Genomic DNA, 24,805 nt, shown 5'->3' with positions numbered 1-24,805 from the left:
GACGTCGATGCTCGACCTCGGGACCGAACTCGCGGCCTGGCGCCGTGCGGGAACGCCATATGCCCTGGCCACCGTCGTCGGCGTCAGCGGGAGCGCACCCCGCCCCCCGGGTTCGGCGCTCGCGGTGGCCGCCGACGGCACGGTCGTGGGCAGCGTCTCGGGCGGGTGTGTGGAGGGCGCGGTGTACGAGCTGTGCCGCGAGGCGCTGGAGAGCGGTATCCCGGTGCTCCAGCGCTTCGGCTACAGCGACGAGGACGCCTTCGCCGTCGGGTTGACCTGCGGCGGAGTGCTGGACGTGTTCGTGCAGCCCGGCGGCGACGTCGCCGTCGAGGCGGCGTTGGCCGCGGCCGAGCGGGGCGTCCCCGTGGCCGCGGCCCGGGTCGTCGCCGGGCCGGCCGGGCTGTTGGGCCGGGTGATCGCGGTGGTCGCCGACGCGGGCGCGACCGGGACGTACGGCGCCGATCCCGCACTGGACGCGGCGGTGGTCGCAACGGCCCGGGCCATGCTGCACGCGGGCCGGACCGGATCGACCACGCTGCGCCCGGACGGTCGGCCGTGCCCGGAGGCGGGTCCGGACGACCTGACGATCTTCGTCGAGAGTCGCACGCCGCCGCCGCGGCTGTTGGTCTACGGCGCGATCGACTTCGCGGCGGCGGTGACCCGGGTGGGCAAGTTGCTCGGCTATCACGTGAGCGTGTGCGACGCCCGGGAGGTGTTCGCGACGCGGCGCCGGTTCCCGGAGGCGGACGAGGTGGTGGTCGACTGGCCGCACCGGCACCTGGCCTCGATCGCGGACACGCTGGACCGCCGCACGGTGGTCACGGTGCTCACCCACGACCCGAAGTTCGACATCCCGCTGCTGGAGCTCGCGCTACGGCTGGACCTGGCCTATGTCGGCGCGATGGGCTCCCGCCGCACCCATGCGGCGCGCCACGCCCGGCTCCGCGAAACCGGCCTGGGCGAACAGCAGTTGGCGGCGCTGCACTCCCCGATCGGCCTGGACCTGGGCGCCCGCACCCCCGAGGAGACGGCGCTGTCCGTCTTCGCCGAGGTGGTGGCCACCCACAACGGCGGCACCGGCCTGCCCCTGCGCACGGCCGCCGGCCCGATCCACCGGGCGGCGTGACCGAACGCGCCGTCGACCGCGCGTCGTGACCTGTGTCCGCGTCGCGGCCGTCCTGTCGGGCGCCGCCTCCGCGTTCGCCCTGATCGACCCGATGGAGGCGAGCACCGCCGCGCTGCCCGTGTCCCGCGGGCTGCGACAGGGCGCCTGCGTACGCTCCTCGCGCTGCTCCCGGTCGGGCTCGCCTGGGCCGCCGTGGTGGCCGTCGGCAGGGTGCGCTCCGACCGGGCGCTGCCCTGGGCCGGCCTCACCCTCGAAGCCGCCGTACTGACCTGCACCGCCCTGGCCGCCGCCGCGTCGGCGGTGCACCGCGTCCCCGGCAAACCCGCCGCCGCCCTCGCGATCGGGGCCCTGCCGACCCTCCTGGCCGGCACCCTCGCCCTCCCCGCCTCCCTGTGGCCATGGCCCGACGCCGACGCCGACGACCGGTCCCACATCCACCGGCTCTGGGCCGCCCTCCTCATCGTCCCCGCCCTCACCCTGCGGCACGCCAACCACCGCCCCTACCGCCCCACCCCCTGAAACCCGACCCGACCCCAAAGCGCCGCGAGGCCCTCGAAGGGGCCTCGCGGTGGGGGTCGGGTGGGCTCAATCGCGCTTGAGGGAGCCCTTGATCTTGTTGATCGCCTCGTTGGCCTTGTCCTTGGCGCCGGCGACGGCCTCCTTGGCCTTCGCCTCGCCCTGATCCTGTTGGCCCTCGTCGCGGAGATCCTCGTTGCCGGTGGCCTCGCCGAGCTTCTCCTTGGCCTGGCCGCCGGCGTTCCGGGCCTTGTTGCGGATGTTGTCGTCGATGCCCATGTCTCGGGTCTCCTGTCGCGGTCCACCGTGCGCGTCCGTTGATCGCGCAACGTCCAGCCCGACCTATAACCGCAAACAACCCATCCGACACACCTTCGTAGCATTCATGACCTTTGTCACCGAGCCTGGGAGATCTCCACGTTCTCCAGCACACCCAGCGCGTCGGGCACCAGCACCGCCGCCGAGTAGTAGGCCGTGACCAGGTAGGAGATCAGCGCCTGCTCGTTGATACCCATGAAACGCACCGACAGGCCGGGCTGGTATTCGTCCGGCAGACCGGTCTGGTGCAGACCCACCACACCCTGGTCGTCCTCACCCGTACGCAGCACCAGGATCGAACTGGTGCGCGCCTCGGAGATCGGGATCTTGTTGCACGGGAAGATCGGCACGCCGCGCCAGGCCGGGATCTGGTTGCCGCCCACGTCGACCGTGGTCGGGTACAGGCCGAGCCGGCTGCACTCGCGGCCGAACGCGGCGATGGTGCGCGGGTGGGCCAGGAACAGCCGGGAGCCGCGCCGGCGACTGAGGAGTTCGTCCATGTCGTCCGGCGTCGGCGGGCCGGCCTGGGCCTGGATGCGCTGCTCGTAGTCCGCGTTGTGCAGCAGACCGAATTCGGGGTTGTTGATCAGCTCGTGTTCCTGCCGCTCGCGCAACGCCTCGATGGTCAGTCGAAGCTGCTGCTCGATCTGATCCATCGGCTGGTTGTACAGGTCGGCCACCCGGCTGTGCACCCGCAACACGGTCTGCGCCGCGCTCAACTCGTATTCGCGCGGGTTGAGTTCGTAGTCCACGAAGCTGCCCGGCAGCACCGCCTCGCCGTGGTGGCCGGCGGACATCGGGATCTCCGCCTCACCCTTGGCGTTCTGCGGACGGCTGCTGCCCGCCGCGTATTCGGCAAGATGCTCGCGCAGACTGTCGGCGCGCACCCCCTCGAACGCGTCCCTGGGCAGTTCCAGCACGATCACCGAGGTCGCCGCGGTCGCCGTGTATTCCCACGACGATTCCGGGTCGACGAGCATCTTCTCGCCGAAGTGGTCACCGTCGCCGTGCAGACCGAGCGAAGTGCGATCGCCGTACGGACCCTCCCCCGACCTGGCCACCTTGCCGTGCACGACCAGCACCACCCGGTCGTTCGGCTCGCCGATCGTCGCGAGCGTCTCCCCGGCCGCGTACTCCCGCCGCACGAAGCGGTCGGCCAACGCGCGCAGCACCTCGTCGTCCGCGAATCCGCGCAGCGGTGCCAGCTCACCCAACTCGCCCGGGATGACCCGGACTTCGGACCCGGTCTGGACGAACTGCACACGTCCGTCGCCCACCCGGTAACTCAACCGGCGGTTGACCCGGTACGTACCACCCGACACTTGGACCCACGGCAACATCTTCAGCAGCCACCGCGACGTGATGTCCTGCATCTGCGGGACCGTCTTGGTGGTGGTCGCGAGATTCCGCGCCGCCGCCGTCGCAAGACTCGAACGAGCCTGCGTGTCCTGGGCTGCACCTTCCGTGCCGGCCCCAGCATCGATCGACAACGATTCCGCCTCCCCTGGATGAACCAGATTTCGCGGTCCATCGTTGCCGGTGTGAACGCGGCCGGCCATTACCCGAACGGGTGAGACTGGAGGGGCGTGGAAGTGGCTAGGTAACTGGGTTCGGCCGTACTCGTCGGCCCGCGCCCACCCGTTCGGCCGTCGGGCGAACGGCCGAGCGCGCGCCCGGCGTCCGAGGACGTCCGAGCGCGCGCCGACCCGACCCGATCGGGCTTCGGGAGGTTCCTCGCCGCGGTGCGCGGTCCGCGGTCGGTGGTGTGCCGCAGACCGTCTGCCGTGTGCCGTCCGTCGCCTGCCGCCTCAGGCGTCCCGGACCGCCGAGACCGCCTTGGCCACCCGTTCCCCGTACTCCGGATCCGCCGTGTGGAAGTGCCGGAGCACTCGGTCCACGATGTCGTCCCGGGTGACCTGACCCAGGCTGCCCGCGATGTTCTCGACCAGTCGGGCCCGTTCCGCCTCGGACATCAGCCGATACAACTCGCCCGCCTGGAAGAAGTCGTCGTCCTTGGCGTGCGTCGGCGCCGGGTGGGTGCCGGTGTGGCCGGTCACCGCGAGCGGTGCGGACAACGCCGCGTCGCTCTGGTACGGCCCGCCGAAGCTGTTCGGCTCGTAATTCCGGGCCCGCCCGGCCACGTTGCTCGCGTGCGCGCCGTCCCGGCCGTGGTTGACGGCCGTGGTCGCCTTGGGCGCGTTCACCGCGAGTTGCGTGTGGTTGACGCCCAGGCGGTAGCGGTGCGCGTCCGCGTAGGCGAACAGCCGCCCCTGGAGCATCTTGTCCGGACTGGGTCCGATCCCCGGCACGAAGTTGTTCGGGCTGAACGCGGCCTGCTCGACCTCGGCGAACACGTTCTCCGGATTACGGTTCAGGGTCAGCGTGCCGACCTTGAGCAGCGGGTGGTCGGCGTGCGGCCACACCTTGGTCAGGTCGAACGGGTTGAATCGGTAGCGCGGCGCGTCGGCGGCCGGCATCACCTGGACGAACAGCGTCCAGGACGGGAACACCCCGCGCTCGATGGCCTGATGCAGGTCCCGCTGATGCGAGTCCGGGTCCTCGCCCGCGAGTTCCGCGCCTTCGGCGCTGGTCAGACTGCGTATGCCCTGGTTGGTCCGGAAGTGATACTTGACCCAGAACACCTCGCCGGCGGCATCGACCCACTGGTAGGTGTGCGAGCCGAAGCCGTTCATGTGCCGGTAGGACGCCGGGATGCCGCGGTCGCCGAACAGCCAGGTGATCTGGTGGGTGGCCTCCGGCGAGTGCGACCAGAAGTCCCATACGTTCTCCGGTTCGGTGCTGCCGGTGTACGGGTCGCGCTTCTGCGAGTGGATGAAGTCCGGGAACTTCAGCGGATCCTTGATGAAGAACACCGGGGTGTTGTTGCCGACGAGGTCGTAATTGCCCTCCTCGGTATAGAACTTCAGCGCGAAGCCGCGCGGATCGCGAACCGCGTCGCCCGCACCCAGGTTGCCCGCCACGGTGGAGAAGCGCTGGAACACCTCGGTGCGTCGACCCACCGCGCCCAGGAAGTGCGCGCGGGTGTAGCGGCTGACGTCCTCGGTCACCTCGAACACGCCGTACGCGCCCGAGCCGCGCGCGTGCACCACCCGCTCCGGGATGCGCTCGCGATTGAACCGGGCCAACTTCTCGATCAGGTACTGGTCCTGGAGCAGCAGCGGGCCGCCGGACCCGGCCGCCGCGCTGTTCTGGTTGTCGGAGACCGGGGCACCGGCCTCCGTCGTCAGTATCGGCTTGCCCATAACGGAGTTGACTCCCTGTCAGCTATTCGGAGAGATGCCGGCGTCGGGGGTGTGGAAACGGTTCCGAAGGGCCGTCAGGCCGGCCTCGGTCAGCCGACCCGGCAGCCGCAGTCGGGCCACCCCGCCATCCGGGAAGACCTCGATGCGCACGTGCGTGACGGGTCGCGCGTCGGCGAGTCGGAAGCGGTGCCGGGTGTCCGGCTGGACCCGGGTGCGGGGCAACAGTTCGAACCACGCGTCCGGGTCCACACCCGCGTCGCTGCCGACGAGCGCGATCCAACCCGGCGCGTTGCCCAGGTAGTTGTCGATGTCGATCTCGGCGGCCAGGATCTCGGCCTGCCCGACCAGGCGCACCCGTACCCAGTCGTGCCCGTCGTCGCGTCGGCGCCGGGTCTCCCAGCCCTCGCCCATCACCCGCGAGCGGCCCGGCGCGTTGAGGTTGTGCGGCGAGGAGAAGTATCGGTCGCTGGCCGCCTCGGCCACCGCGCCGTACTCCTGCGCGGCCAGGTCCACGGTGAGCCCGTCCAGCCAGGTCGGGTCCGGTACCGCGTCGCCGTACACACGCAGCCGGGCCACCCCGCCGTCCGGGAAGATGTTCAGCCGCACGTGGGTGAACCGCTGCTCGGCGGTGACCGCGAACGGGTGCGCGGTGTCCCCCTTGAGGTCGGTGCGCGCGACCACCGTGGTCCACCGCACGGCCGGGTCGAGCAGTTCCGCCGGGGAGGGGGTGCCGGGCACGGCCGCGGCCTCCACCGAGGCGCTCGGCGGGTAGTTGCCGGTGAAGAACGCGGTGTCCACCACGATCCCGCGCAACACGCCCGGCACGCCGAGCCGAACGATCGCCCAGTCGTGCGCGTCCGGCCCGGGATGCGGATGTTCGGCCGAGGTGCCGCGCCGGCGGCGGGTCTCCCAGCCGTCCATGATCTGACCCTTGGGCCCGAACGTATGCGGGGCGAAGACCGGCGGTTCGGCCCGGAGCAGGTTCTCCTTCTCGGCGAACCACTCGTCGTTGGCGGCCACCACGCCGGCTCCGAGGGCGCGGGCAGCCAGGTTGACGTGTTCGGTGAAATCGGTGCTCACGGTCGATCTCCTTGGCCTGGGCGGGAGTTGGCGAACCTCGATGCGGACTCGGGACCGGGAGGGGGCGGGCCGTGGCCGCGTCGGTGGCGCATCCCGGCGGTGCTCACGAGGCGGTCTCCGTCCGGTCCAGGAGCCGCCCGCGCGGGCTGCCGTGCACGTCCACGGGCGCGCCCGCGAGCCAGGTGGTGCGGACCACGCCGGTGAGCGCGCGGCCCGCGTACGGGGTGACCGGGTTGCGGTGGTGCAGCCCGGCCGGGTCCACGGTGAACACCGCGTCCGGATCGAAGGCGACCAGGTCGGCGTCGTACCCGGGTGCGATCGCGCCCTTGCGGGCCAGGCCCACCAGCCGGGCCGGACCGGCGGACATCAGCGCGACCACGTCGGCCAGCGCGATACCGCGGGCCCGGGCCTGGGTCCACACCGTGGGCAGACCCAGTTGCAGCGACGCGATCCCGCCCCACGCCGCGGCGAAGTCGCCCACGTCCAGCCGCTTGAGATCGGCGGTGCACGGCGAGTGGTCGGAGACCACGGCGGCGAACGAACCCGCCTCGATCCCGTGCCACAGCCGGTCCCGGTTGTCCCGGGAGCGGATCGGCGGGCAACACTTGAACGCGGTGTCACCGGCCGGGACACCCTCGGCGACCAGGGTCAGATAGTGCGGGCAGGTCTCGGCGGTGACCGCGATCCCGGCCGCGCGGGCGGCGTCCAGGAGCGGCAGCACCTCGGCCGAGGACACGTGCAGGATGTGTACGCGGGCACCGGTGCGCCCGGCGGTGTCGAGCAGTTGCTCCACCGCGACGGTCTCCGCCGCGTCCGGTCGGGAGGCCAGAAAGTCGGCGTACGCCCGGCCGGGTACCTGTGGAGCGGCGTCCAGCACGTGCGGCGCCTCGGCGTGGATGATGGCCAGCGCGCCCAGTCGGGCCTGTTCGGTCAGCGCCCGGTCCAGTTCGGCCGCGTTCACGTGCGGGAACTCGTCGACGCCGGACGGCGCGAGGAAACTCTTGAAGCCGTACACGCCGGCCCGATGCAGCGGCTCCAATTGGTCGGTGTTGCCCGGGATCGCGCCGCCCCAGAAGCCCACGTCCACGTAGACCCGGCCGCGGGCGACCTCCTGCTTGACCCGCAGCGCGTCGACCGTGACGGTGGCCGGGATCGAGTTCAGCGGCATGTCGATCAGCGTGGTGACGCCGCCGGCGGCCGCGGCCCGGGTCGCACTGGTGAAGCCCTCCCACGCGGTGCGGCCCGGTTCGTTGATGTGCACGTGGGTGTCCACCAGGCCCGGCAGCAGGGCGAGTTCGCCCAGCTCCTCGACCGGTGCGCCGGTCGCGGTGCGGTGCGGCAGCACGTCCACGATCCGATCGCCGGCCACGACCACGTCGGCCGGCCGCTCACCGGCCGGGGTGAAGACTCGGCGCGAGCGCAATACGAGCGTGGGGGTGTGGGTCACGACGCGTCCTCCGAGTCCGCTGTGCGCGGGTGGGCGGGCTGCTCGCCCAGCAGGTCCTTTGCGAGCAACTCACCTGCGTGCTCCGCGAGTTCGCCGGCATTGGTCATACTGTCCGGGCCGAGGTCGGCCAGCGCGTAGGCCGCCACGATGCCGGCCGCGTCGAGTTGGACCCCGCTCAACTCGACGCGGCCGCACACCACCGCCACGGGTACACCCCGTGCCCGGGCGGCGGCGGCCACCCCCGCCGGCGCCTTGCCGTGCAGGGTCTGCCGATCCAGGCTGCCCTCCCCGGTGACCACGAGCCGTGCTCCGTCGAGCAGTTCGTCGAAACCGAGGAGTTCGAGCAGCACGGCGATGCCGGGCCGCACCCGTGCGCCGAGAAACGCCAGCGCGCCGTAGCCCGCCCCGCCCGCGGCTCCCGCGCCGGGCACCTCGGTCAGTTCGGGCGCGACCACCTCGGCCCAGCGCGCGAGCGCGGCGTCCAGTACCCGTACGTCCTCCGGCGTGGCGCCCTTCTGCGGCCCGTACACCGCTGCGGCACCCTTCGGGCCGAGCAGCGGATTGTCCACGTCCGAGGCGATCACCACCTCGACGCCGGCCAGCCGGGCCGCCAGGTCGCCCCGCTCGATCCGGTCCAGGCGCAGCAGGGCGGCCCCGCCGGGCGGCAACTCCGCGCCCGCCGCGTCCAACAGGCGCACCCCCAGTGCGCGAGCCAACCCCGACCCGCCGTCGGTGGAGGCCGAGCCGCCCAGCCCGAGCACGATCCGGGTGCAACCCAGCTCCAGCGCCCGGGCGATCAGCTCGCCCACCCCGGCGGTGTCCGCCGTCAGCGGCGCGGGCCCGTCCGGAAGCAGCGCGAGCCCCGAGGACTGGGCCAACTCGACCACGGCCGTGCGACCGCGCACCGCCAGCGCCGCCGCGACCGGCCGCCCGGTGGGACCGGTGACCCGCGCCGGGACGCGCGCGAAGCCGGCCGCCACCGCCGCGTCCACGGTGCCCTCCCCGCCGTCGGCGATCGGCAACATCCGCACCTGCGCGTCCGGGCGACCCCGCCGGATCCCGGCACCGATCCTGGTCGCGGCCTGTACCGCGGTCAGGGTCCCCTTGAACTTGTCGGGGGCCAGGACGACGACCGGTCCCATGCGCTGCTCCTTCGGGTGTGCCGGCAGGGGCAACAGTCAACTACGTGGCTGCCGCGACCGGGGAGATGACGGGGCCGGGAAACCGCCCGGCGACGCGGGCACGACACCTGGAATGGGTCGACGTCACCGGGCGGAATCGATGGGGAGCGGGACGAACCCCGGGAGACGGTCCGGCCGATTCGGCCCGCCCCGCTCCGGTTCGGTCGCGCCGGGTCCGACTACGGAACCGGCTCGAACTCCTTGACCGCGTCGATCGCGGGCCCGTGCGGCGTGTTCGCCTCGCGCTCGATCATGATCTCCACCAGGACCGGGCGCGAGGTGCGGCGCGCCTCCTTGCGGGCCCATTCGACGGTTGGGGCGATCTCGTCCGGCTCGACCACCCGCCGGCCCGAACAGCCGTACGCCTCCATCAACTTGACGTTGTCGGTGCCGACCTGGTCGTAGTGGATGTCGACCTGGTAGTTCATCTCGTACGGGATGGACGCCTGCCGGATCAGGCCCAGGTACTCGTTGTTGATCATGATGATCACGAACGGCACGTTGTACTGCGCCGCGACCGCGAGTTCCTCGACCAGATACTGGAAGCCGTAGTCGCCGACGATGCCGACCACCTCGGCGTCCGGGTCGCTGTGCTTGAGCGCCTTCTTGACGCCGATCGCCGCCGGGATCTCCCAGCCGAGCGGGCCCGCCTGGCCGCAGACCTGGTAGTGGCGCGGCTTGTACGCCTTCTGGTGCTGGCCGCCCCAGATCTGGTAGAGGCCGATCGCGGTGACGAAGTAGGTGTCCTCGTCGAAGATCTCGTTGATCTCCTTGTACACGCGCGGCGCCTTGATCGGCACGCTGTCGAAGTCCTCGCGCCGGGTCAGCGTCGCGCGCAGCTCCCGGATCCGGGCGACCCACGCGCCGGCCTCGCGGCGGATGCCGCGCTCCTTCGCGGTCGCCAGGATCGCCTGGAGGAAGTGCCGGGTGTCCGAGACGATGCCCAGGTCCGGCTCGAAGACCTTGCCGAGCTGGGTCGGCTCGATGTCGACGTGGATGAACGTGCGGGTGCCCCGGTAGACGTCCAGGGTGCCGGTGTGCCGGTCGCCGAAGCGCGCGCCGAGCGCGAGCACCAGGTCGGACTCCAGGAACGAGGCGTTGCCGTAGCGCTGCGAGGTCTGCACGCCGGTCATCCCGCTGTAGAGCGGGTGGTTCTCGTCGATCGAGCCCTTGCCCATCAGGGTGGCCTGGACCGGGATCTGGAGCAGTTCGGCCAGTTCGACCAGTTCCTCGTGCGCCTCGCCGATGATCACACCGCCGCCGGAGAGCAGTAGCGGGCGCTCGGCGGCGAGCAGCAGGTCCAGGGCGGCCTCCACACGCGGCTGGTGCGGCAGCACCTCGGTGACCGGCAGCGGCGCGTCCACCTCCGAGTCCCACCAGATCTCCTGCTTCTGCACGTCCAGCGGCAGGTCGATGAGCACCGGGCCGGGTCGGCCGGAGCGGGCCAGCCGGAACGCCTCGCGGAAGATCCAGGGCGCCTGTGCGGCCTCCTTGACCTGCACCGCCCACTTGGTCACCGGCTTGGCGATCTCCACGATGTCGACCGCCTGGAACGCCTCCTGGTGCAGCTTGCTCGAGACGGCCTGGCCGGTGATGCACACGATCGGGATGGAGTCGGCGAGCGCGGTGTACAGGCCGGTGATCATGTTGGTGCCGGCCGGGCCGGAGGTGCCGATCGCGACGCCGACCCCGCCGTTGGTGCGGGCCCAGCCGTCGGCCATGTGGGTCGCGCCCTCTTCGTGCCGGACGATCAGGTGCTCGATGCCGCCGACCGCTTCCAGGGCCGCGTAGAGCGGCAGGATCGCCGCACCCGGGCAGCCGAACGCGGTGTCCACGCCTTCGGACGCGAGCACCTCCACGACGGCGTTCATGACCGGAACACGACGGGGTGCCATCAGTTGTCTCCCTGCTTCGAACCACTGTCGTCGGGGCCGCCGTTGAGCCGTTCCAGGCCGAGCAGCAGACCGGAGTGGTCCAGGCCGCCGCCGCCCTGGGCGCGCAGCGACGCGACCAGTTGCGCGGTGAGGCCGGCGAGCGGCAGCACGAGATCGAACTCGCGGGCCGACTCGGTGACGATGCCCATGTCCTTGTGGTGCAGGTCGATGCGGAATCCGGGTCGGAAGTCGCGCTCGCGCATCACCCGGGCCTTGCGGTCCAGGACGGTGCTGCCGGCCAGGCCGCCGGCGAGCACCCGCAGGCCGGCCTCGGTGTCCACTCCCGCGCGTTCGAGGAACAGCAGTGCCTCGGCGACGAGTTGGATGGTGCCGGCGACGATCAGTTGGTTCGCCGCCTTGACCGTCTGACCGGCACCGTGCGGCCCGACGTGTACGACGGTCTTGCCGAGCACCTCGAACAGGGGCAGTGCGGCGGCGAAGTCCGCCGCCTCGCCGCCGACCATGATGGAGAGCACCGCCTCGATCGCGCCCGCCTCGCCCCCGCTGACCGGCGCGTCCAGCACCCGCAGTCGCCGCTCGGCGCCGGCCTCGGCCACCGCGATCGAGGTGCCGGGCTTGATCGAACTCATGTCGATCACCAGGGTGCCGGGCCGGGCCGCGGCCAACACGCCGTCGGCGCCGAACATCACCTGCTCGACGTGCGGGTCGGCCGGGACCATGGTGATCACCACGCCCGCGTCGCGCACCGCCTCGGCGATGTTCGCCGCGCCCCGGCCGCCGGCCGCGATCAGCCGGTCCACCGCGTCCTGTTCCAGGTTGACGCCGGTCACCCGATGGCCGGCCCGGACCAGGTGGGCGGCCATCGGGCCGCCCATGATGCCCAGTCCGATGAACGCGATGCTCTTGCTCGTGCCGGTCATCCGGCCCCTCCCTCGGTGCCGCGCAGCTCGCGCGGGAGCCAGCCGAAGCTGTCCGCGCTCGGGCCGACGGGCTTGTATTCGAGGCCGACGCGCCCGGTGTACCCGGCGGCGACGAGTCGGCGGAACAGGTCTTCGAAATCCAGCTCGCCGGTGCCGGGTTGGCCCCGCCCGGGGGTGTCGGCGATCTGCACGTGGCCGAACCGGTCGGCGTGCGTGTCGATCACGGCGGCGAGGTCCTCGCCGTTGCGGGCCAGGTGGTACAGGTCGCACAGGAAGGTGGTGTTGCCCAGCCCGGTCTCGGCGTTGACCTTGTCCACGACGGCCACCGCGTCGGCGGCGGTGACCAGCGGGTATCGCGGGTTCTCCGGCGCGCTGATCGACTCGATCAGTACGACCGCGCCGATGCGATGGGCGGCCCGGGCGGCCGATGCCAGGTTCTCCAGGGCCAGTTCGTCCTGGGCCTGCGGGTCCACGCCGTCCTCGCGGTTGCCGTACAGCGCGTTGAGCGCGCGGCAGCCCAGGCTCTCGGCGAAGCCGGTCGCGACCGCGATGTTGTCCCGGAAGCGCGCCGACCCGGAGGGCCGGGACAGCAGGCCCCGGTCGCCGGCGGGCATGTCGCCGGCGTCGAAGTTGAGGCCGACCAGATCGACGCCGGCGTCGCGGATCGCCCGGGAGAGCGCGTCCAGTTCGGCGTCGGCGGGGGTCGGGCCGGCGAAGGGCCACCACAGCTCGATCTCGGTGAAGCCGGCCGACGCGGCGGCAGCGGGCCGTTCGAGGAGCGGGAGCTCGGTGAAGAGGATCGAGAGATTGATGTCGAAGCGCAGTCCACGAGCGCTCACGGGATCACCCCTTCCACGTCGGTTCCACAATGCGGAAGTAAGATTCTGCTCATCGGAATCATGCCATGCGCCTTCAACAGTTTGTCAAGGTCGACCGTGGCAGTCCGGTCCCGGCGCGGTCCACCCGCCGGAGCTCGCCGCCGCACGCCGGGCGCCGATCCGGGAGCGGGCGCTAGGGTTCGGGCGTGCGATTGCGGATTGAGTTCTCGACCGAACCGTTCGACCTGGACGGCGTGCCGGCCCATGCCCTGGAGGCCCGACGGGTCATCGACGAGGCGGGTCTCGACGTGGAGGTCGGCCCGTTCGGCACGACCGCCGAGGGCGAGGCGCACGCCGTCCTCGCCGCACTCGACCGGGTGTTGCGAGGCGCGCTCGGCGTCGGCGCGAGCCGGATCTCGGTACAGGTCACCACCGTGCCGGAAGCACCGGGAGGCCACGCGTGACCCCCGCCGACCACCCGCTGTCCGCCGCGATCAAGCCCCTGGTGACCGCGATCGGCGCCCGCCTCGTCGCCCCGGAGGAGGCCGGCCCCGAGGACGTGATCCTGGACTGGGAGGGCGAACCGGTCGTCGCCGTCCGCCTCCCCGGCCTGGACAGCGCCCTCGACCGCCTCCTCGGCGACGCGGCCCGCCAATACGGCCCTCTGGCCGACCTCGACCGCGAAGCCAAACAACGCGTCGTCCGCACCCTCGAACAACGCGGCGCCTTCACCATCCGCCACGGCGTCGAAACCGTAGCCGCCGCCCTGGGCGTAAGCCGCTTCACCGTCTACAACTACCTCAACCGCGAAACCCGCCCCTGATCTCTCCGTCGACGAGCACGCCTCGACACCGCACACCCCGCCCCGACCGACCGGCCCACCACCGGTTCGACTCGGGGCGTTTTCGCGCGGCCGACGTTCGGTCGGGTGGGTGATCGGCTTCAACAAACTGTTGACGGAGGTGATTCGGAGCGCCTAGCGTTCCGGCCATCGTCGCATCGGGGTGCCCGCTCCGGTGCGGCGTTCGACTCCGGGTGGGGGTGCCCGCCCCGTGGGGAGGTTCCCGAGATGTCATCTGCGCCAGGGCTCGACAGGCTCGACGAGGCGTCCACCGACGAGGCGATTCGGCTGCTCGGCGAGGTCTGTGCGAGCGGCGCCTGGATCGGCGCGGTGCTCGCGGGCCGGCCGTACGGCGAGCCGGACAAGCTGTACACGAGTTCCGACGAGGCGGTCGCCGCACTGACCGCCGCCGATCTCCAGGAGGCGATCGACGGCCATGCCGTGATCGGCCGCCCGCGCCACGACGATCCGCAGTCGGCGCGCGAACAGTCGGGCGTCCACCGGGCGGGTGACGCGGTGTTGGCCGAACTGCGGGCCGGGAACATCGCGTACGAGAACCGGTTCGGCCGGGTCTTCCTGATCTGCGCGAGTGGTCGCAGCGCCGCGGAGATGCTCGCCGAACTGCGGCACCGACTCGACAACGAACCGGCGTTCGAGTGGGAGGTCACCCGCGAGGAGTTGCGGAAGATCAACCGCCTGCGTCTGGAAGGGCTGATCTCCACGTGATCTCCACCCACATCCTGGACACCAGCGAGGGCCGACCGGCGACCGACGTCCCGGTCGAGTTGTCCCGGCGCGCGGCCGACGGAACGTGGACCGTGCTCGGCACGTCCGCCACCGACGCCGACGGCCGCTGCCCGGACCTGCCTCCGCTGGGTGTTCGACCCGACGCCGGACCGGTCGACGTCCGGCTGGTCTTCGACGTCGCCGCGTACCGCCGTGCCCGCGGCGAGACGCCGTTCTTCCCGGAGGTCCAGGTGGTCTTCACCGCTGACCCCGGCACGCGCTACCACGTACCGCTCTTGCTCAACCCGTACGGATACTCCGTTTATCGAGGGAGCTGACAGGCATGCCGATGGTGCTCGGCCAGAATCAGTACGGAAAGGCGGAGACCCGCGTGGTGCGGGTCCGCCGCGACACGGAACGGCACGAGGTCAAGGACCTCAACGTCAGCGTCGCACTGTCGGGCGAGTTGTCCGACACCCACTTCACCGGCGGCAACGACAACGTGCTGCCGACCGACACCATGAAGAACACCGTGTTCGCCTTCGCACGGGAACACGGCATCGACTCGGCCGAGGGCTACGGCGTGCGCCTGGCCCGGCACTTCGTCGAGTCGCAGCCCTCGATCACCCGGGCCCGGGTACGGATCGAGGAGTACCCGTGGAACCGGATCCCCGCCGCCCCCTCGCGCAACCGCTTCATCGGCGCGGACGAGATCCAACACTCGTTCGTCCGCGACGGCGGCGAGACCCGGACCACCGAGATCGTCTGGGAACACGGGCGGGTCCGGGTGATATCCGGGCTCAAGGACCTGATCGTGATGAACACGACGTCCTCCGAGTTCTGGGGCTACATCAAGGACCGATACACCACGCTCCAGGAGGCGTACGACCGGATCCTGGCGACCCAGGTCACCGCCCGCTGGCGGTTCTCCTTCGACGCGGGCGACGACGCGGTCGAGCCGAACTGGGAGCGCTCGTACGCCCAGGTGCGCCGACACCTGCTGGAGGCGTTCGCCGAGACCTACTCCTACTCGCTCCAGCAGACCCTGTACGCGATGGCCAACCGGGTCCTGACCGGGCGGCACGAGGTGGACGAGGTTCGACTGTCCCTGCCGAACAAGCACAACTTCCTCGTCGACATGGAGCAGATCGGCGTCAAGAACGACAAGGAGGTGTACTACGCCGCCGACCGACCCTACGGTCTGATCGAGGGCACGGTGCACCGCGAGGGCGTCACTCCGCTGATTCCGGTGGACTGAACACACACTGCTCGGGCAATTACCCCGGAGGATTCTCATCCGCCGTCCCGCCTCCGGGGCCCGCAGCAGGCAGGACCAGACGGCGGTACGTTCGCACATCGGACCGCTGCCGCAAAGGGACTGCCCATGTCTGTAGGGACCTCCGCCGGGAACGCCGCAGGGAACTCCGCCGCGACGTCCGCCGCCACCGGGCGCGTCGTCATCGAGAACTGCGCGATCGCCACCGTCGACGCACGCGACACCGAATACGCCTTCGGCCACATCGTGACCGCCGGCAACCGCATCGAGTCGGTCGGCGCCGGAGCCGCCCCGGCCGGCCTGGAGAACGTGGTGCGCCGGGTCGACGGAACCGGCCACCTGGTCACCCCGGGCCTGGTCAACACCCACCACCACTTCTACCAGTGGATCACCCGCGGCCTCGCCCAGGAGTGCAACCTCTTCGACTGGCTCGTGACGCTGTACCCCACCTGGGCGAAGATCGACGACGAGATGTGTTACGCCGCCGCACAGGGCTCGGCCGCCGCGCTGTTGCGCTCGGGCTGCACCACCTCCACGGATCACGCGTACGTCTTCCCCAAGGACGGCGGCGACATCCTGGGGGCGGAGATCCGCGCGCTGGCCGAACTTGGCATGCGCTTCCAGCCCACCCGCGGCTCGATGGACCTGGGCCGGTCGCAGGGTGGGCTGCCCCCGGACGCGTGCGTCGAGGACACCGACGCGGCACTCGCCGCGACCGCCGGGGCGATCGACAGATGGCACGACGCGTCCTTCGACTCGATGGTGCGAGTCACCGCCGCGCCCTGCTCTCCGTTCTCCGTCACTCCGGAACTCCTGCGCGGAGCAGCCGAGTTGGCGCGAGCCAAGGGCGTGCGACTGCACACCCACGGGTCGGAGACGGTGGAGGAGGAGGCGTTTTGCCGGGAGAGGTTCGGCATGGGTCCCACCGACTACCTGGAGAGCGTGGGCTGGCTGGGCGAGGACGTGTGGATGGCGCACTGCGTGCACATGAACGACTCGGACATCACCAAGTTCGCCGCCACCGGCACCGGCGTGGCGCACTGCCCGTCCTCCAACGCCCGAATCGCCGCGGGCATCGCCCGGGTGCCGGAGATGGTGGCCGCCGGCGTGCCGGTCGGCCTGGGCGTCGACGGCACCGCCTCCAACGAGTCGGGCGAGCTGGGTACGGAACTGCGCAACGCCCTGCTGATCGCCCGGCTGCGGGGCGGCCCGGCGGCGATGACGGTCCGTCAGTCACTGCGACTGGGCACGATGGGCGGCGCGAAGGTGCTCGGTCGCGAGCGCGAGATCGGCTCGTTGGAGCCCGGCAAGCTCGCCGACCTGGCCATGTGGCGGGTGGACGGCGTACTGCACTCGGGGATCGTCGACCCGGTCGCGGCCCTGGTCCTGGGTGCGGCGGCGCCGCTGACCCTGCTGCTGGTGAACGGCCGCGAAGTGGTCGAACAGGGGCACCTCTCCCGGGTCGACGAGGAGGAGATCGCCCGCAACGTCGCCCACGCGGCGGCCCGGCTGCGCGCCGCGTAAACGGCCGAACCGCCGAGCCGGCGGACCGGCGGACCGGCAGGCCCGAGCACCGGCGCCCCGACACACCACCGTCATCCCCTGACCTGCCGTCACGCGGCCGAGGCCCCCCGGGACTTCGGCCGCGCGTCGGCCCGCGCCGGCACCTCAGTCCCGCGCCGCAACCGCCTTGGCCACCAGCGCCAGCGGCACCGTCGCACACTGCGTCGCGGACGCCACCGTCATCGTCCGCACCCCGGTCCGCCCGGCGATGTCGACCAGCCGCGCCGCGTCGCACGAGTACGGCCGGCCATGCGGCACGTCCCGGGCACACGTATCCGCGTCGACGAACGCCGGCAACCACGGCTGCCCGTCCCGGCCGCGAATGAAGACCACCGACTCGGTGTCGTCGATCGCGACGACCACCCCGCCGGCCACGATCTCCGCGAGCAGGTCGGCAGGGTCGATCTCGGAGTCGTCGGCGCGGTCGAGGATGGCGGCCAGGGCCGGGTTCGCGGCAGTCATGCCAAGATCATATGGGCCCCGATTGTCGGGATTGGGCAGCACCGACCCGGCGCAACCCACGCGGGGCGGGTCCGACCCGGGTCGGACCCGCCCCGCGTGCTCGAAGCCGGACTACGCCTCGCGCCCCAGCGTCCGCAAATAGGCGCGCCAGCCACCGAACTCGGTGATCTCCTTGTGCCGGCCCGACTGCAATTCGCCGCGCCGCAGGATCATCGAGAAGCAGGCCGAGCCGTCCTCCAGCTTGATGATCCCGAACTCCAGCTCGGCCGGCTCGGTCGGCAGGAGGTTGTCGCGCAGCACCTCGTCCGGAACCTCGTACACCTCGCCCGCGATCTGCACCTCGCTCGCCGGATCGGGCAACAGACCAGGACAACGGTCGCCGATGGAGAAGAAGCGATAGCCGGGCGCGGTACGGATCTTGGCCACCAGCGGCGCACCCGCCAGGTGATGGTGGAACGGACCACCCTCCATCGCCTGGCCGTTGAGGAACATCCGAGCCATTGTGCTGCCTCCTGTTCGATGCCCGCACGGACAACGTCGACGCGAGCAGTGTCGGCATGAGCGATGCCCGCACGAACGGCGTCGGCGCGAGCGGTGTCGACGCGAGCGATCTCGGCACCGGCGGTACCGGCGCGACATCGCCCGCGCCCGAAAACACGGTGCCAAGCTGCGGAACGACCGGGCCCGCCCGATTGGACGCGCCCCACGACCGCCGGGGTGGACCCGGCCGTCCCGGTATTGGGGGGATCGGCGAACAGCCCGCCTCAGTCGAGCAGTTCGTATCCCGGCAGGGTGAGGAAGTCGACGAAGTCCGCAGCCAGGGCCACCTTGAGGAACAGGTCCCGGGCGGCCGTCCAGCGGCCCGCCTCGAACCGGTCGTCGCCGATGTCCTCGCGCAGTGCGCCCAGTTCCTCGACGACCAGGCGCCGGACCAGGTCCGCGGTCACCTTCTCGCCGGTGTCCGCGAGCACCACGCCGTTGTTGATCCACTGCCAGACCTGGGACCGGGAGATCTCCGCGGTCGCCACGTCCTCCATCAGGCCGAAGACGCCGACCGCACCGTATCCGCGCAGCCACGCCTCCAGGTAGCGCAGCCCGACCCCGACCGCCGCGTGCAGCCCGGCCCCGGTCGGCGACCCCTCGGCCGACGCCACGTCCAGGAGCTGATCCGCCGTCACCTCGACGTCGTCCCGGGTGCGTTCGATCTGGTTGGGCCGATCGCCGAGCACCGCGTCGAACGCCTCGCGGCAGACCGGCACCAGGTCGGGGTGCGCCACCCACGAGCCGTCGAAGCCGTCGCCGGCCTCGCGGTCCTTGTCGTCGCGCACCTTGGTCAGCGCCGCCGCGTTGGCCGCCGCGTCGCGTCGGGAGGGGATCACCGCCGCCATCCCGCCGATCGCGTGCGCCCCGCGCCGGTGGCAGGTGCGCACGAGCAGTTCGGTGTACGCCCGCATGAACGGCGCGGTCATGGTGACCGCGTTGCGGTCCGGCAGGACGAACGCGTCGCCCACGTCGCGGAAGTTCTTGACGATGCTGAACAGGTAGTCCCAGCGGCCCGCGTTCAGACCCGACGCGTGCTCGCGCAGTTCGTACAGGATCTCGTCCATCTCGAACGCGGCCGTGACCGTCTCGATCAGCACGGTGGCGCGGATCGTGCCGCGCGGGATGTCCAGCAGGTCCTGTGCGTGTCGGAACACGTCGTTCCACAACCGGGCTTCGAGGTGGCTCTCGATCTTGGGCAGGTAGAAGTACGGGCCCAGGCCCCGGTCAAGCAGGCGGGCCGCGTTGTGGAAGAAGTACAGCCCGAAGTCGACCAGCGCGCCGGCGGCCGGCACCCCGTCGACCAGGACGTGCCGCTCGTCCAGGTGCCAGCCGCGCGGGCGCATCACCACGGTGGCCAACTCGTCGTCCGGGCGCAGCCGGTAGCTCTTGCCCTCGGCGGTGGAGAAGTCGATCCGCCGGTCGTAGGCGTCGATCAGGTTGAGCTGATGCGCGACGACGTTGTGCCAGGTCGGCGCCGACGCGTCCTCGAAGTCGGCGAGCCAGATCCGGGCGCCGGAGTTGAGCGCGTTGATGGTCATCTTGCGATCCGCCGGGCCGGTGATCTCCACCCGTCGGTCCCGCAGCGCGGGCGGCGCCTCGGCGACACGCCAGTCGGCGGCCCGCACCTCGGCGGTCTCCGGCAGGAAGTCGAGCCGGCCGGTGCGGGCGATCTCCTCGCGTCGGGCCCGGCGCAGGTCGAGCAACGCGTCGCGACGGCCGCCGAACCTGCGTTGCAGGCTCGCCACGAAACGCAGCGCCTCGGTGGTGAGCACCTCGTCCGCTCGCGGCACGGAGCCGCCGGTCGCCGTGCCGTGCTTGACCACGATGGCCGGTGCACTCATGGGTGGCTCTCCTTCGCCGTCGACGCTCTTTTGTAGAGTGGACATTAGTTTCCGGGAAACGGAAGTTCAACAACTTGTTGAAATATTCTCGACGAAGGATCATGCCGTGGCCGCACTCGACTCACGTAGCAACGGCACGAGCGGTGGCGTCCAGTCCCTGGAACGCGCGTTCGACCTCCTCGAACTGCTCGCCGACGCGGGCGGAGTGCTGACGCTCAGCGAACTCGCCGCGCGTTCAGGATTGCCCATGCCCACCATCCACCGCCTGGTACGCACGCTCGTGTCGCTGGGATATCTGCGCCAGGACGCCTCTCGCCGCTACACCCTGGGCCCGCGGCTGATCCGGTTGGGCGAGACCGCAGGTCGCCTGCTCGGCGGCTGGGCCCGGCCGTACCTGGCCGAACTGATGGAGGCCACCGGCGAGACCGCCAATCTCGCGGTGTTGGAGGCCGGCGAGGTGGTCTATGTCGGCCAGGTGCCCAGCAGGCATTCGATGCGGATGTTCACCGAGGTCGGCCGGCGCGTACAGCCGCACTGCACCGCGGTGGGCAAGATCCTGCTCGCCCAACTCCCGGAGGCGGACGCCGCCCGCGTGCTCGGCGGTCGACCACTGACCTCGCACACCGAACACACCGTCACCGATCCGGCCGAGCTGCTCGCCCAGTTCCCGCGGATCAGGGCCCAGGGCTATGCGATCGACGACCAGGAACAGGAACTCGGCGTGCGCTGCGTCGCGGTCGTGGTGCCGGGAGCGCCCACCGCGACCGCGCTGTCCGTGTCCGGCCCCGAGGGCCGGATCCGGGCGATGGAGGAGCGCTGGATGACCACCAGGATGCAGGAGATCGCGGTCCGGCTGGGCGCGCGCCTGGGCGGCACCGAACCGGCCCCGGAGTCGATGCCCACGAACTGACACCCGCGCCCGGTCCGCGCCTTCGGATGAATCCACCACGCCGCCCACACCCGCGCCGACCGGCTCTCGTACGTTCCGCCCGTGGACCCTCGCCGGCCCGGCGGCTCTACTGGCGGGCATGTCCCACCCCTTCGCGCCACCGGCCGGACCTGCCCGCGATCGCGGCCGGGCGACCTGCTCGTCGGCGACACCGCGATCGTCGTGGCGGTCGCCACCGCACATCGCGCGGCGGCCTTCACGGCCTGCCACGAACCGGTCGACCGGATCAAGCACGAGGTGCCGATCCGGAAGCGGCAGACCTACCTCGACGGCGCCGGGGCTGGGTCAACTGCGAGCACTGAGCGCCGGCGGCCCGACCGGATCCAGCCCGAGCACCGCACCGGCCACCGCGGCAAGCGTCGCGGCCACCCCCGCGGTGTCCCGCAGATGGCGGGTGCGCGCCACGTCGTTGATCGCGGTCAGCGCGGCGTACACCCGGATCCGGGCGGGCGCCGTCGCGTACTCCGGCCGCACCGCGCACAACAGGTGCACCCACTCCATCAGGTAGTCGGACTGCGCCTGCCGGGCCCGATGCCGAGCCGGCGTCGGCAGGTGCGAGACCTCCGTGAGCAACAACGTGACCAGGTCGCTGTGTTCGGCCGCGAATCGGATGTAGGCCGCCAGCAGGACGCGCAGCGCCGTCTCGGGATCCGCGGCGCCGGCGAGCGCGCGCGTCATGTCCATCGCCAACCACTCGATGCCCCGGGTCACCGCCGCCGAGAGCAGGTCCCCCTTGCTCTCGAAGTGGTTGTACACACTCGGGCCCGCGATCCCGGCCGCCGCGCCGATGTCCTCGATGGCCACGCCCGCATACCCCTGCTCGGCGAACATCCGTACGGCCGCGGTCAGCAACGCCTCGCGGCGCGAGCGCAGCACCAGCCCGGCCGGCGGACGGGCCATCGGCACCAGTTCGGCGGGCGGCGCGGCCACCGCCGCCCGGCCCAACTCCACCAGCAGCCGCAGATATTCCGGACGCGGGAGTTCGATGTGATGGAAGGACGGGCTGAGCAGCACGCCCAGGCCGCACCACGCGAGCAACTCGGCCTGTTCGGACGACAACTCCGGCCGGGCGGTCCGGATCAGCCCGGCGACCACGGCGGTCACCGCGCGGATCTCGCGCCGGACCTCGGCCCGCTCCGCCGCCGGCAACAACCGGCCCTCGCGCTGCCACAACACGCCGACCTCGCGATGGTCGAGGGTGACCGCGACCACCGCACGCAGCACGGTGTCCGGATCCTCGACCGCGCTGCGCGCCAGTGCGTCGCGCACCGGCGCGACCCCGTCGAGCACGACCTGCATGAGCAGGTGCTGCTTGCTCCGGAAGTGCCGGTACAGCGCCGACGGTCCCATGCCCACCGCCTCGGCGATGTCGCTCATACCCACGTCCGCGTACCCGCGGCGGTGGAACAGTTCGGCTGCCGCGGCCAGGATCAGCGCGCGCCGATTGCGTGGTCGGGTCCCCCGGGCCGGTGGCACGTGTCCACCGACCTTGCGCACCGCAGCCGCCATCGCGTACTTCCTTCCGGGATCCGCCCCGGCGCCATTGTTTCAGCCGGCCGCGCCCGCCGCCGACGCGCGAATCGGGCCCGCGGGCGTTCGGTTACTACCCTGGGCGACATGACGACCTCACTGATCACCGGTGCCACTTCGGGCCTCGGCGCCGCGTTCGCCCGACGACTCGCCCACGAGGGGCACGCCCTCGTCCTGGTCGCGCGCGACCGGGAACGCCTGGCCGAATCCGCCCGCGACCTGAGCGAGGAGCACGGGGTGCCGGTGGAGGTGCTGGCCGCGGACCTGGCCACGGACGAGGGAATCGCGGCGGTCGAGGCCCGGCTCGCCGATCGCGTCGCACCGGTGGACGTGTTGGTCAACAACGCCGGCTTCGGCAACAAGGGCGGTTTCCTGGACGCGTCGACGGCCGACGAGGTGCGCATGCTCAAGGTGCACTGCGAGGCGGTGCTGCGGCTGACCACCGCCGCGAGTGCCGCGATGCGCGAGCGTGGTCGCGGCTGGGTGATCAACGTGGCCTCCGTCGCGGCCTTCCTGCCGCGCGGCACCTACGGCGCGAGCAAGGCGTGGGTGGTCAGCTTCACCGAGGGCGCGGCCCGCGAACTCGCGGGCAGCGGTGTGCGGTTGATGGCGCTGTGTCCGGGCTTCGTGCGCACCGAGTTCCACCTGCGGGCCGGGATGGGCACCTCCAACATCCCCAACTGGATGTGGTTGGACGCCGATCGGGTGGTCGCCGCCGCGATCCGCGACCTCGCGGTGGGCCGCACGGTCAGCGTGCCGGACTTGCGCTACAAGGCGGTGGTCGGGTTGGCCAAACTCACCCCCCGCGGCCTGTTCGGCAGCGTGTCCACCAGGACCGGTCGGGTCTACGGACCGACCCGCCCGTAGCGCACATCCGGCCACCGGCCCGGGCACGCCACAGGCCCCGCCGACGCGAAGTCGGCGGGGCCTGCGGGCGCGTACCGGGCGGGGCGGTGGGGACTTCACGCCCCTCCCCCGGGCATCCGCGAGGTTCGGGGGATCGTCCGGGGCCGGTGCCCGGGGGCGCCGGCCGCGGACGCCGGGCCGTCAGCGCTTCGGGCGACCCTTGGGCCGGTCGCTCTTGCCGCGCCTGGCCGCCTTGTGGGATTCGAGGGTGTCCGTCGCCTCCGCTGCCGGTGCCGGTGCGGAGTCGGCACGCTCGGCTTCGACGAACAGCGAATTCTTGTTCTGCAGGTGAGGTTTCGACTTCTGCTTGGCCATGGCCGTTTTCCTCCTACGGAGAACCGATGGTCGGTCGTCATCCACTCTCACATCGATCGTCACGCGGTGCATGTCGAGAGCTACCGAACGTGTTGATCGAATGCGAATGGCAGCCCGGAATTGCTTCTACGATGCCTGGATGCTCCTTGACCCACCCGGGCGCGCTCCCCGGCCCCGGACGCGATTCCACCGCAGCAAACGAGGGATCGTCGGCTCCCTGGCCGGCCTGGGCATCGCATTCGGTTGCGTGCAATGCCTGGTGCCCGCCTACCTGCACGACGGTGCGAAATCGTCCTTGGCCGGTGCCACTCTCACGCCCTCCAAGCCGCCGCCGGCCGCCGCCGCGCATCCGCCCGCGGGGATTCCGGACACCCCTCGGGGCGGCTCCGCGATCGAGGGCCGCAGCTACATCCGCGCGCCCGGCGCCCGGCCGATGGTGTTCGGACATCGGGGTGCGCCGACCCTGGCCCCGGAGAACACGCTGCCCTCGGACGAGGCGGCCCGGCGCTCGGGCGCGGACTGGATCGAGAACGACGTCCAGCCCAGCGTCGACGGCGTCCCGCACATCATGCACGACGCCACCGTGAATCGAACCACCAACGGCAAGGGCCGCCTGCGCGAACTGACGGCCGCTCACCTGGCCACGCTGGACGCCGGAAAGTGGTTCAAGCCGTCCTTCGCCGGCACCCATGTACTGACCCTGCGCGAGCAACTCGCCGACCTGCGCACGCACGGCGGCCGGCTGCTCCTGGAGATCAAGACCCCGCACACCCGGGAGGAGATCTCCCGGATCGTCCAGGAGGTACGGACCGCCGGCATGTCCGGCCGGGTGTTCGTGCAGAGTTTCGACGTGGATTCGCTGCGGATCACCCGTGACGTCGCCCCCGAGTTGCCGCTCGGACTGCTCCGGGATCGGCTGGACCCCGATCCGGTGGCGCTGGCCAAGGAGTTGCGCCTCGCCTCGTACAACCCGTCCTACCAGGCCCTGCGGCAACGCCCGCAACTGGTGCAGCAGTTGCACGCCGCCGGCATCGCGGTGCTGGCCTGGACGCCGGACGACCCCAAGGAGTGGGCGGCGCTCGACGAGGCGGGGGTGGACGGCATCATCACGAACCGGACCGCCGACCTGGTCTCGTGGCTCACCACGCACCACGCGAAGGGCACCGGCAAACCCTGAATCGACGCACCACGAGGCCCGCGGCCGATTCCGGGTAACCCTCCCGGAACCGGCCGCGGGCCTTCTTCTCGGAGGTTCGGCCCGGCCGGCCGGGCCGACTGTCCACGGACCG

General features: G+C 71.5%; 25 protein-coding genes and 1 pseudogene. 12 read left to right on the top strand and 14 right to left on the bottom strand.

Annotated features, from left to right (window positions below; translation table 11 throughout):
* Positions 1–7: 7 nt before the first annotated feature.
* Both ACH4U8_RS24895 and ACH4U8_RS24890 read left to right on the top strand, forming a co-directional pair.
* Positions 8–1,126: an XdhC family protein gene (locus ACH4U8_RS24895; protein WP_395780264.1), complete on the top strand. Its 1,119-nt coding sequence runs from the start codon at positions 8–10 to the stop codon at positions 1,124–1,126.
* Between the two features lie 195 nt (positions 1,127–1,321).
* Positions 1,322–1,645 (top strand): hypothetical protein, encoded by a 324-nt coding sequence (locus ACH4U8_RS24890; protein WP_395780262.1) that lies wholly within the window; start codon positions 1,322–1,324, stop codon positions 1,643–1,645.
* Positions 1,646–1,711: 66 nt separating this feature from the next.
* Here ACH4U8_RS24890 and ACH4U8_RS24885 read toward each other — a convergent pair whose 3' ends face one another.
* From ACH4U8_RS24885 to ACH4U8_RS24845, 9 genes are all read right to left on the bottom strand, one after another.
* Positions 1,712–1,921, bottom strand: coding sequence for a CsbD family protein (locus tag ACH4U8_RS24885; protein ID WP_360317557.1), 210 nt, complete (start codon positions 1,919–1,921; stop codon positions 1,712–1,714).
* A 116-nt stretch (positions 1,922–2,037) separates the two neighbouring features.
* Entirely contained in the window at positions 2,038–3,450 is a 1,413-nt protein-coding gene (locus ACH4U8_RS24880; RefSeq protein WP_360317560.1) for a family 2B encapsulin nanocompartment shell protein, read from the bottom strand.
* Between the two features lie 318 nt (positions 3,451–3,768).
* Positions 3,769–5,223, bottom strand: a complete 1,455-nt coding sequence (locus ACH4U8_RS24875) for a catalase (RefSeq protein WP_395780260.1) — start codon at positions 5,221–5,223, stop codon at positions 3,769–3,771.
* Between the two features lie 18 nt (positions 5,224–5,241).
* Positions 5,242–6,303, bottom strand: coding sequence for an allantoicase (alc, locus tag ACH4U8_RS24870; RefSeq protein WP_395780258.1), 1,062 nt, complete (start codon positions 6,301–6,303; stop codon positions 5,242–5,244).
* A gap of 103 nt (positions 6,304–6,406) precedes the next feature.
* The gene (gene allB / locus ACH4U8_RS24865; protein WP_395780256.1) at positions 6,407–7,750 is read right to left on the bottom strand and encodes an allantoinase AllB; all 1,344 of its coding nucleotides are present in this window, start codon (positions 7,748–7,750) and stop codon (positions 6,407–6,409) included.
* Positions 7,747–8,892 carry a glycerate kinase gene (locus tag ACH4U8_RS24860; RefSeq protein WP_395780254.1) on the bottom strand — a complete coding sequence of 382 codons (1,146 nt, stop codon included), beginning with the start codon at positions 8,890–8,892 and terminating at the stop codon, positions 7,747–7,749. Before ACH4U8_RS24860 ends, allB begins: the two co-directional genes overlap by 4 nt.
* A gap of 218 nt (positions 8,893–9,110) precedes the next feature.
* Complete coding sequence (gcl, locus tag ACH4U8_RS24855) at positions 9,111–10,802, bottom strand: glyoxylate carboligase (RefSeq protein ID WP_395780252.1); 1,692 nt, start codon at positions 10,800–10,802, stop codon at positions 9,111–9,113.
* Between the two features lie 23 nt (positions 10,803–10,825).
* Entirely contained in the window at positions 10,826–11,746 is a 921-nt protein-coding gene (locus ACH4U8_RS24850) for a 2-hydroxy-3-oxopropionate reductase (protein ID WP_395780250.1), read from the bottom strand.
* Complete coding sequence (locus tag ACH4U8_RS24845; protein WP_395780248.1) at positions 11,743–12,585, bottom strand: hydroxypyruvate isomerase family protein; 843 nt, start codon at positions 12,583–12,585, stop codon at positions 11,743–11,745. The genes ACH4U8_RS24850 and ACH4U8_RS24845 overlap by 4 nt, the downstream gene beginning before the upstream one ends.
* A gap of 185 nt (positions 12,586–12,770) precedes the next feature.
* Between ACH4U8_RS24845 and ACH4U8_RS24840 the strand changes: the two genes are divergently transcribed.
* From ACH4U8_RS24840 to ACH4U8_RS24815, 6 genes are all read left to right on the top strand, one after another.
* Entirely contained in the window at positions 12,771–13,028 is a 258-nt protein-coding gene (locus ACH4U8_RS24840; protein WP_395780246.1) for a thiamine-binding protein, read from the top strand.
* The gene (locus ACH4U8_RS24835; RefSeq protein WP_360317584.1) at positions 13,025–13,387 is read left to right on the top strand and encodes a helix-turn-helix domain-containing protein; all 363 of its coding nucleotides are present in this window, start codon (positions 13,025–13,027) and stop codon (positions 13,385–13,387) included. The genes ACH4U8_RS24840 and ACH4U8_RS24835 overlap by 4 nt, the downstream gene beginning before the upstream one ends.
* A 246-nt stretch (positions 13,388–13,633) precedes the next feature.
* Positions 13,634–14,131 (top strand): 2-oxo-4-hydroxy-4-carboxy-5-ureidoimidazoline decarboxylase, encoded by a 498-nt coding sequence (gene uraD, locus ACH4U8_RS24830; protein ID WP_360317587.1) that lies wholly within the window; start codon positions 13,634–13,636, stop codon positions 14,129–14,131.
* Positions 14,128–14,469 (top strand): hydroxyisourate hydrolase, encoded by a 342-nt coding sequence (gene uraH, locus ACH4U8_RS24825; RefSeq protein WP_360317589.1) that lies wholly within the window; start codon positions 14,128–14,130, stop codon positions 14,467–14,469. Before uraD ends, uraH begins: the two co-directional genes overlap by 4 nt.
* Before the next feature lie 5 nt (positions 14,470–14,474).
* Positions 14,475–15,389: a factor-independent urate hydroxylase gene (gene pucL / locus ACH4U8_RS24820; protein WP_395780244.1), complete on the top strand. Its 915-nt coding sequence runs from the start codon at positions 14,475–14,477 to the stop codon at positions 15,387–15,389.
* Between the two features lie 126 nt (positions 15,390–15,515).
* Positions 15,516–16,931: an 8-oxoguanine deaminase gene (locus ACH4U8_RS24815; RefSeq protein ID WP_379990685.1), complete on the top strand. Its 1,416-nt coding sequence runs from the start codon at positions 15,516–15,518 to the stop codon at positions 16,929–16,931.
* 144 nt (positions 16,932–17,075) lie between these two features.
* On the opposite strand, the gene ACH4U8_RS24810 is transcribed toward ACH4U8_RS24815, so the two are convergent.
* From ACH4U8_RS24810 to aceB, 3 genes are all read right to left on the bottom strand, one after another.
* Positions 17,076–17,432: a hypothetical protein gene (locus ACH4U8_RS24810; RefSeq protein ID WP_360317595.1), complete on the bottom strand. Its 357-nt coding sequence runs from the start codon at positions 17,430–17,432 to the stop codon at positions 17,076–17,078.
* Between the two features lie 111 nt (positions 17,433–17,543).
* Positions 17,544–17,933 (bottom strand): gamma-glutamylcyclotransferase, encoded by a 390-nt coding sequence (locus ACH4U8_RS24805; protein WP_395780242.1) that lies wholly within the window; start codon positions 17,931–17,933, stop codon positions 17,544–17,546.
* 263 nt (positions 17,934–18,196) lie between these two features.
* Positions 18,197–19,816 (bottom strand): malate synthase A, encoded by a 1,620-nt coding sequence (gene aceB, locus ACH4U8_RS24800; RefSeq protein ID WP_395780240.1) that lies wholly within the window; start codon positions 19,814–19,816, stop codon positions 18,197–18,199.
* 106 nt (positions 19,817–19,922) lie between these two features.
* Here aceB and ACH4U8_RS24795 point away from each other — a divergent pair, with 106 nt between their 5' ends.
* A complete protein-coding gene (locus ACH4U8_RS24795) occupies positions 19,923–20,726 on the top strand; it encodes an IclR family transcriptional regulator (protein ID WP_360317601.1) in 804 nt (267 codons plus the stop codon).
* Positions 20,727–20,807: 81 nt separating this feature from the next.
* Positions 20,808–20,990, top strand: a pseudogene (locus ACH4U8_RS24790) (molybdenum cofactor biosynthesis protein MoaE); the annotation flags it as partial.
* A 60-nt stretch (positions 20,991–21,050) separates the two neighbouring features.
* Here the strand turns inward: ACH4U8_RS24790 and ACH4U8_RS24785 are convergent.
* Complete coding sequence (locus tag ACH4U8_RS24785) at positions 21,051–22,274, bottom strand: TetR/AcrR family transcriptional regulator (protein ID WP_395780238.1); 1,224 nt, start codon at positions 22,272–22,274, stop codon at positions 21,051–21,053.
* Between the two features lie 108 nt (positions 22,275–22,382).
* Here ACH4U8_RS24785 and ACH4U8_RS24780 point away from each other — a divergent pair, with 108 nt between their 5' ends.
* On the top strand, positions 22,383–23,162 hold the full coding sequence (locus tag ACH4U8_RS24780) for an SDR family NAD(P)-dependent oxidoreductase (RefSeq protein WP_379990687.1): 780 nt from the start codon (positions 22,383–22,385) through the stop codon (positions 23,160–23,162).
* 180 nt (positions 23,163–23,342) lie between these two features.
* Here ACH4U8_RS24780 and ACH4U8_RS24775 read toward each other — a convergent pair whose 3' ends face one another.
* Complete coding sequence (locus tag ACH4U8_RS24775) at positions 23,343–23,516, bottom strand: hypothetical protein (RefSeq protein WP_360317609.1); 174 nt, start codon at positions 23,514–23,516, stop codon at positions 23,343–23,345.
* A 139-nt stretch (positions 23,517–23,655) separates the two neighbouring features.
* On the opposite strand from ACH4U8_RS24775, the gene ACH4U8_RS24770 reads away from it, so the two are divergent.
* Positions 23,656–24,693: a glycerophosphodiester phosphodiesterase gene (locus ACH4U8_RS24770; protein WP_395780236.1), complete on the top strand. Its 1,038-nt coding sequence runs from the start codon at positions 23,656–23,658 to the stop codon at positions 24,691–24,693.
* Positions 24,694–24,805 lie beyond the last annotated feature (112 nt).

The sequence above is a fragment of the Embleya sp. NPDC020886 genome (assembly GCF_044333915.1).
GTDB lineage: Bacteria > Actinomycetota > Actinomycetes > Streptomycetales > Streptomycetaceae > Embleya.
Note: the sequence above shows the minus strand (reverse complement) of the source record. Positions and strands in the feature narration are given on the sequence as shown.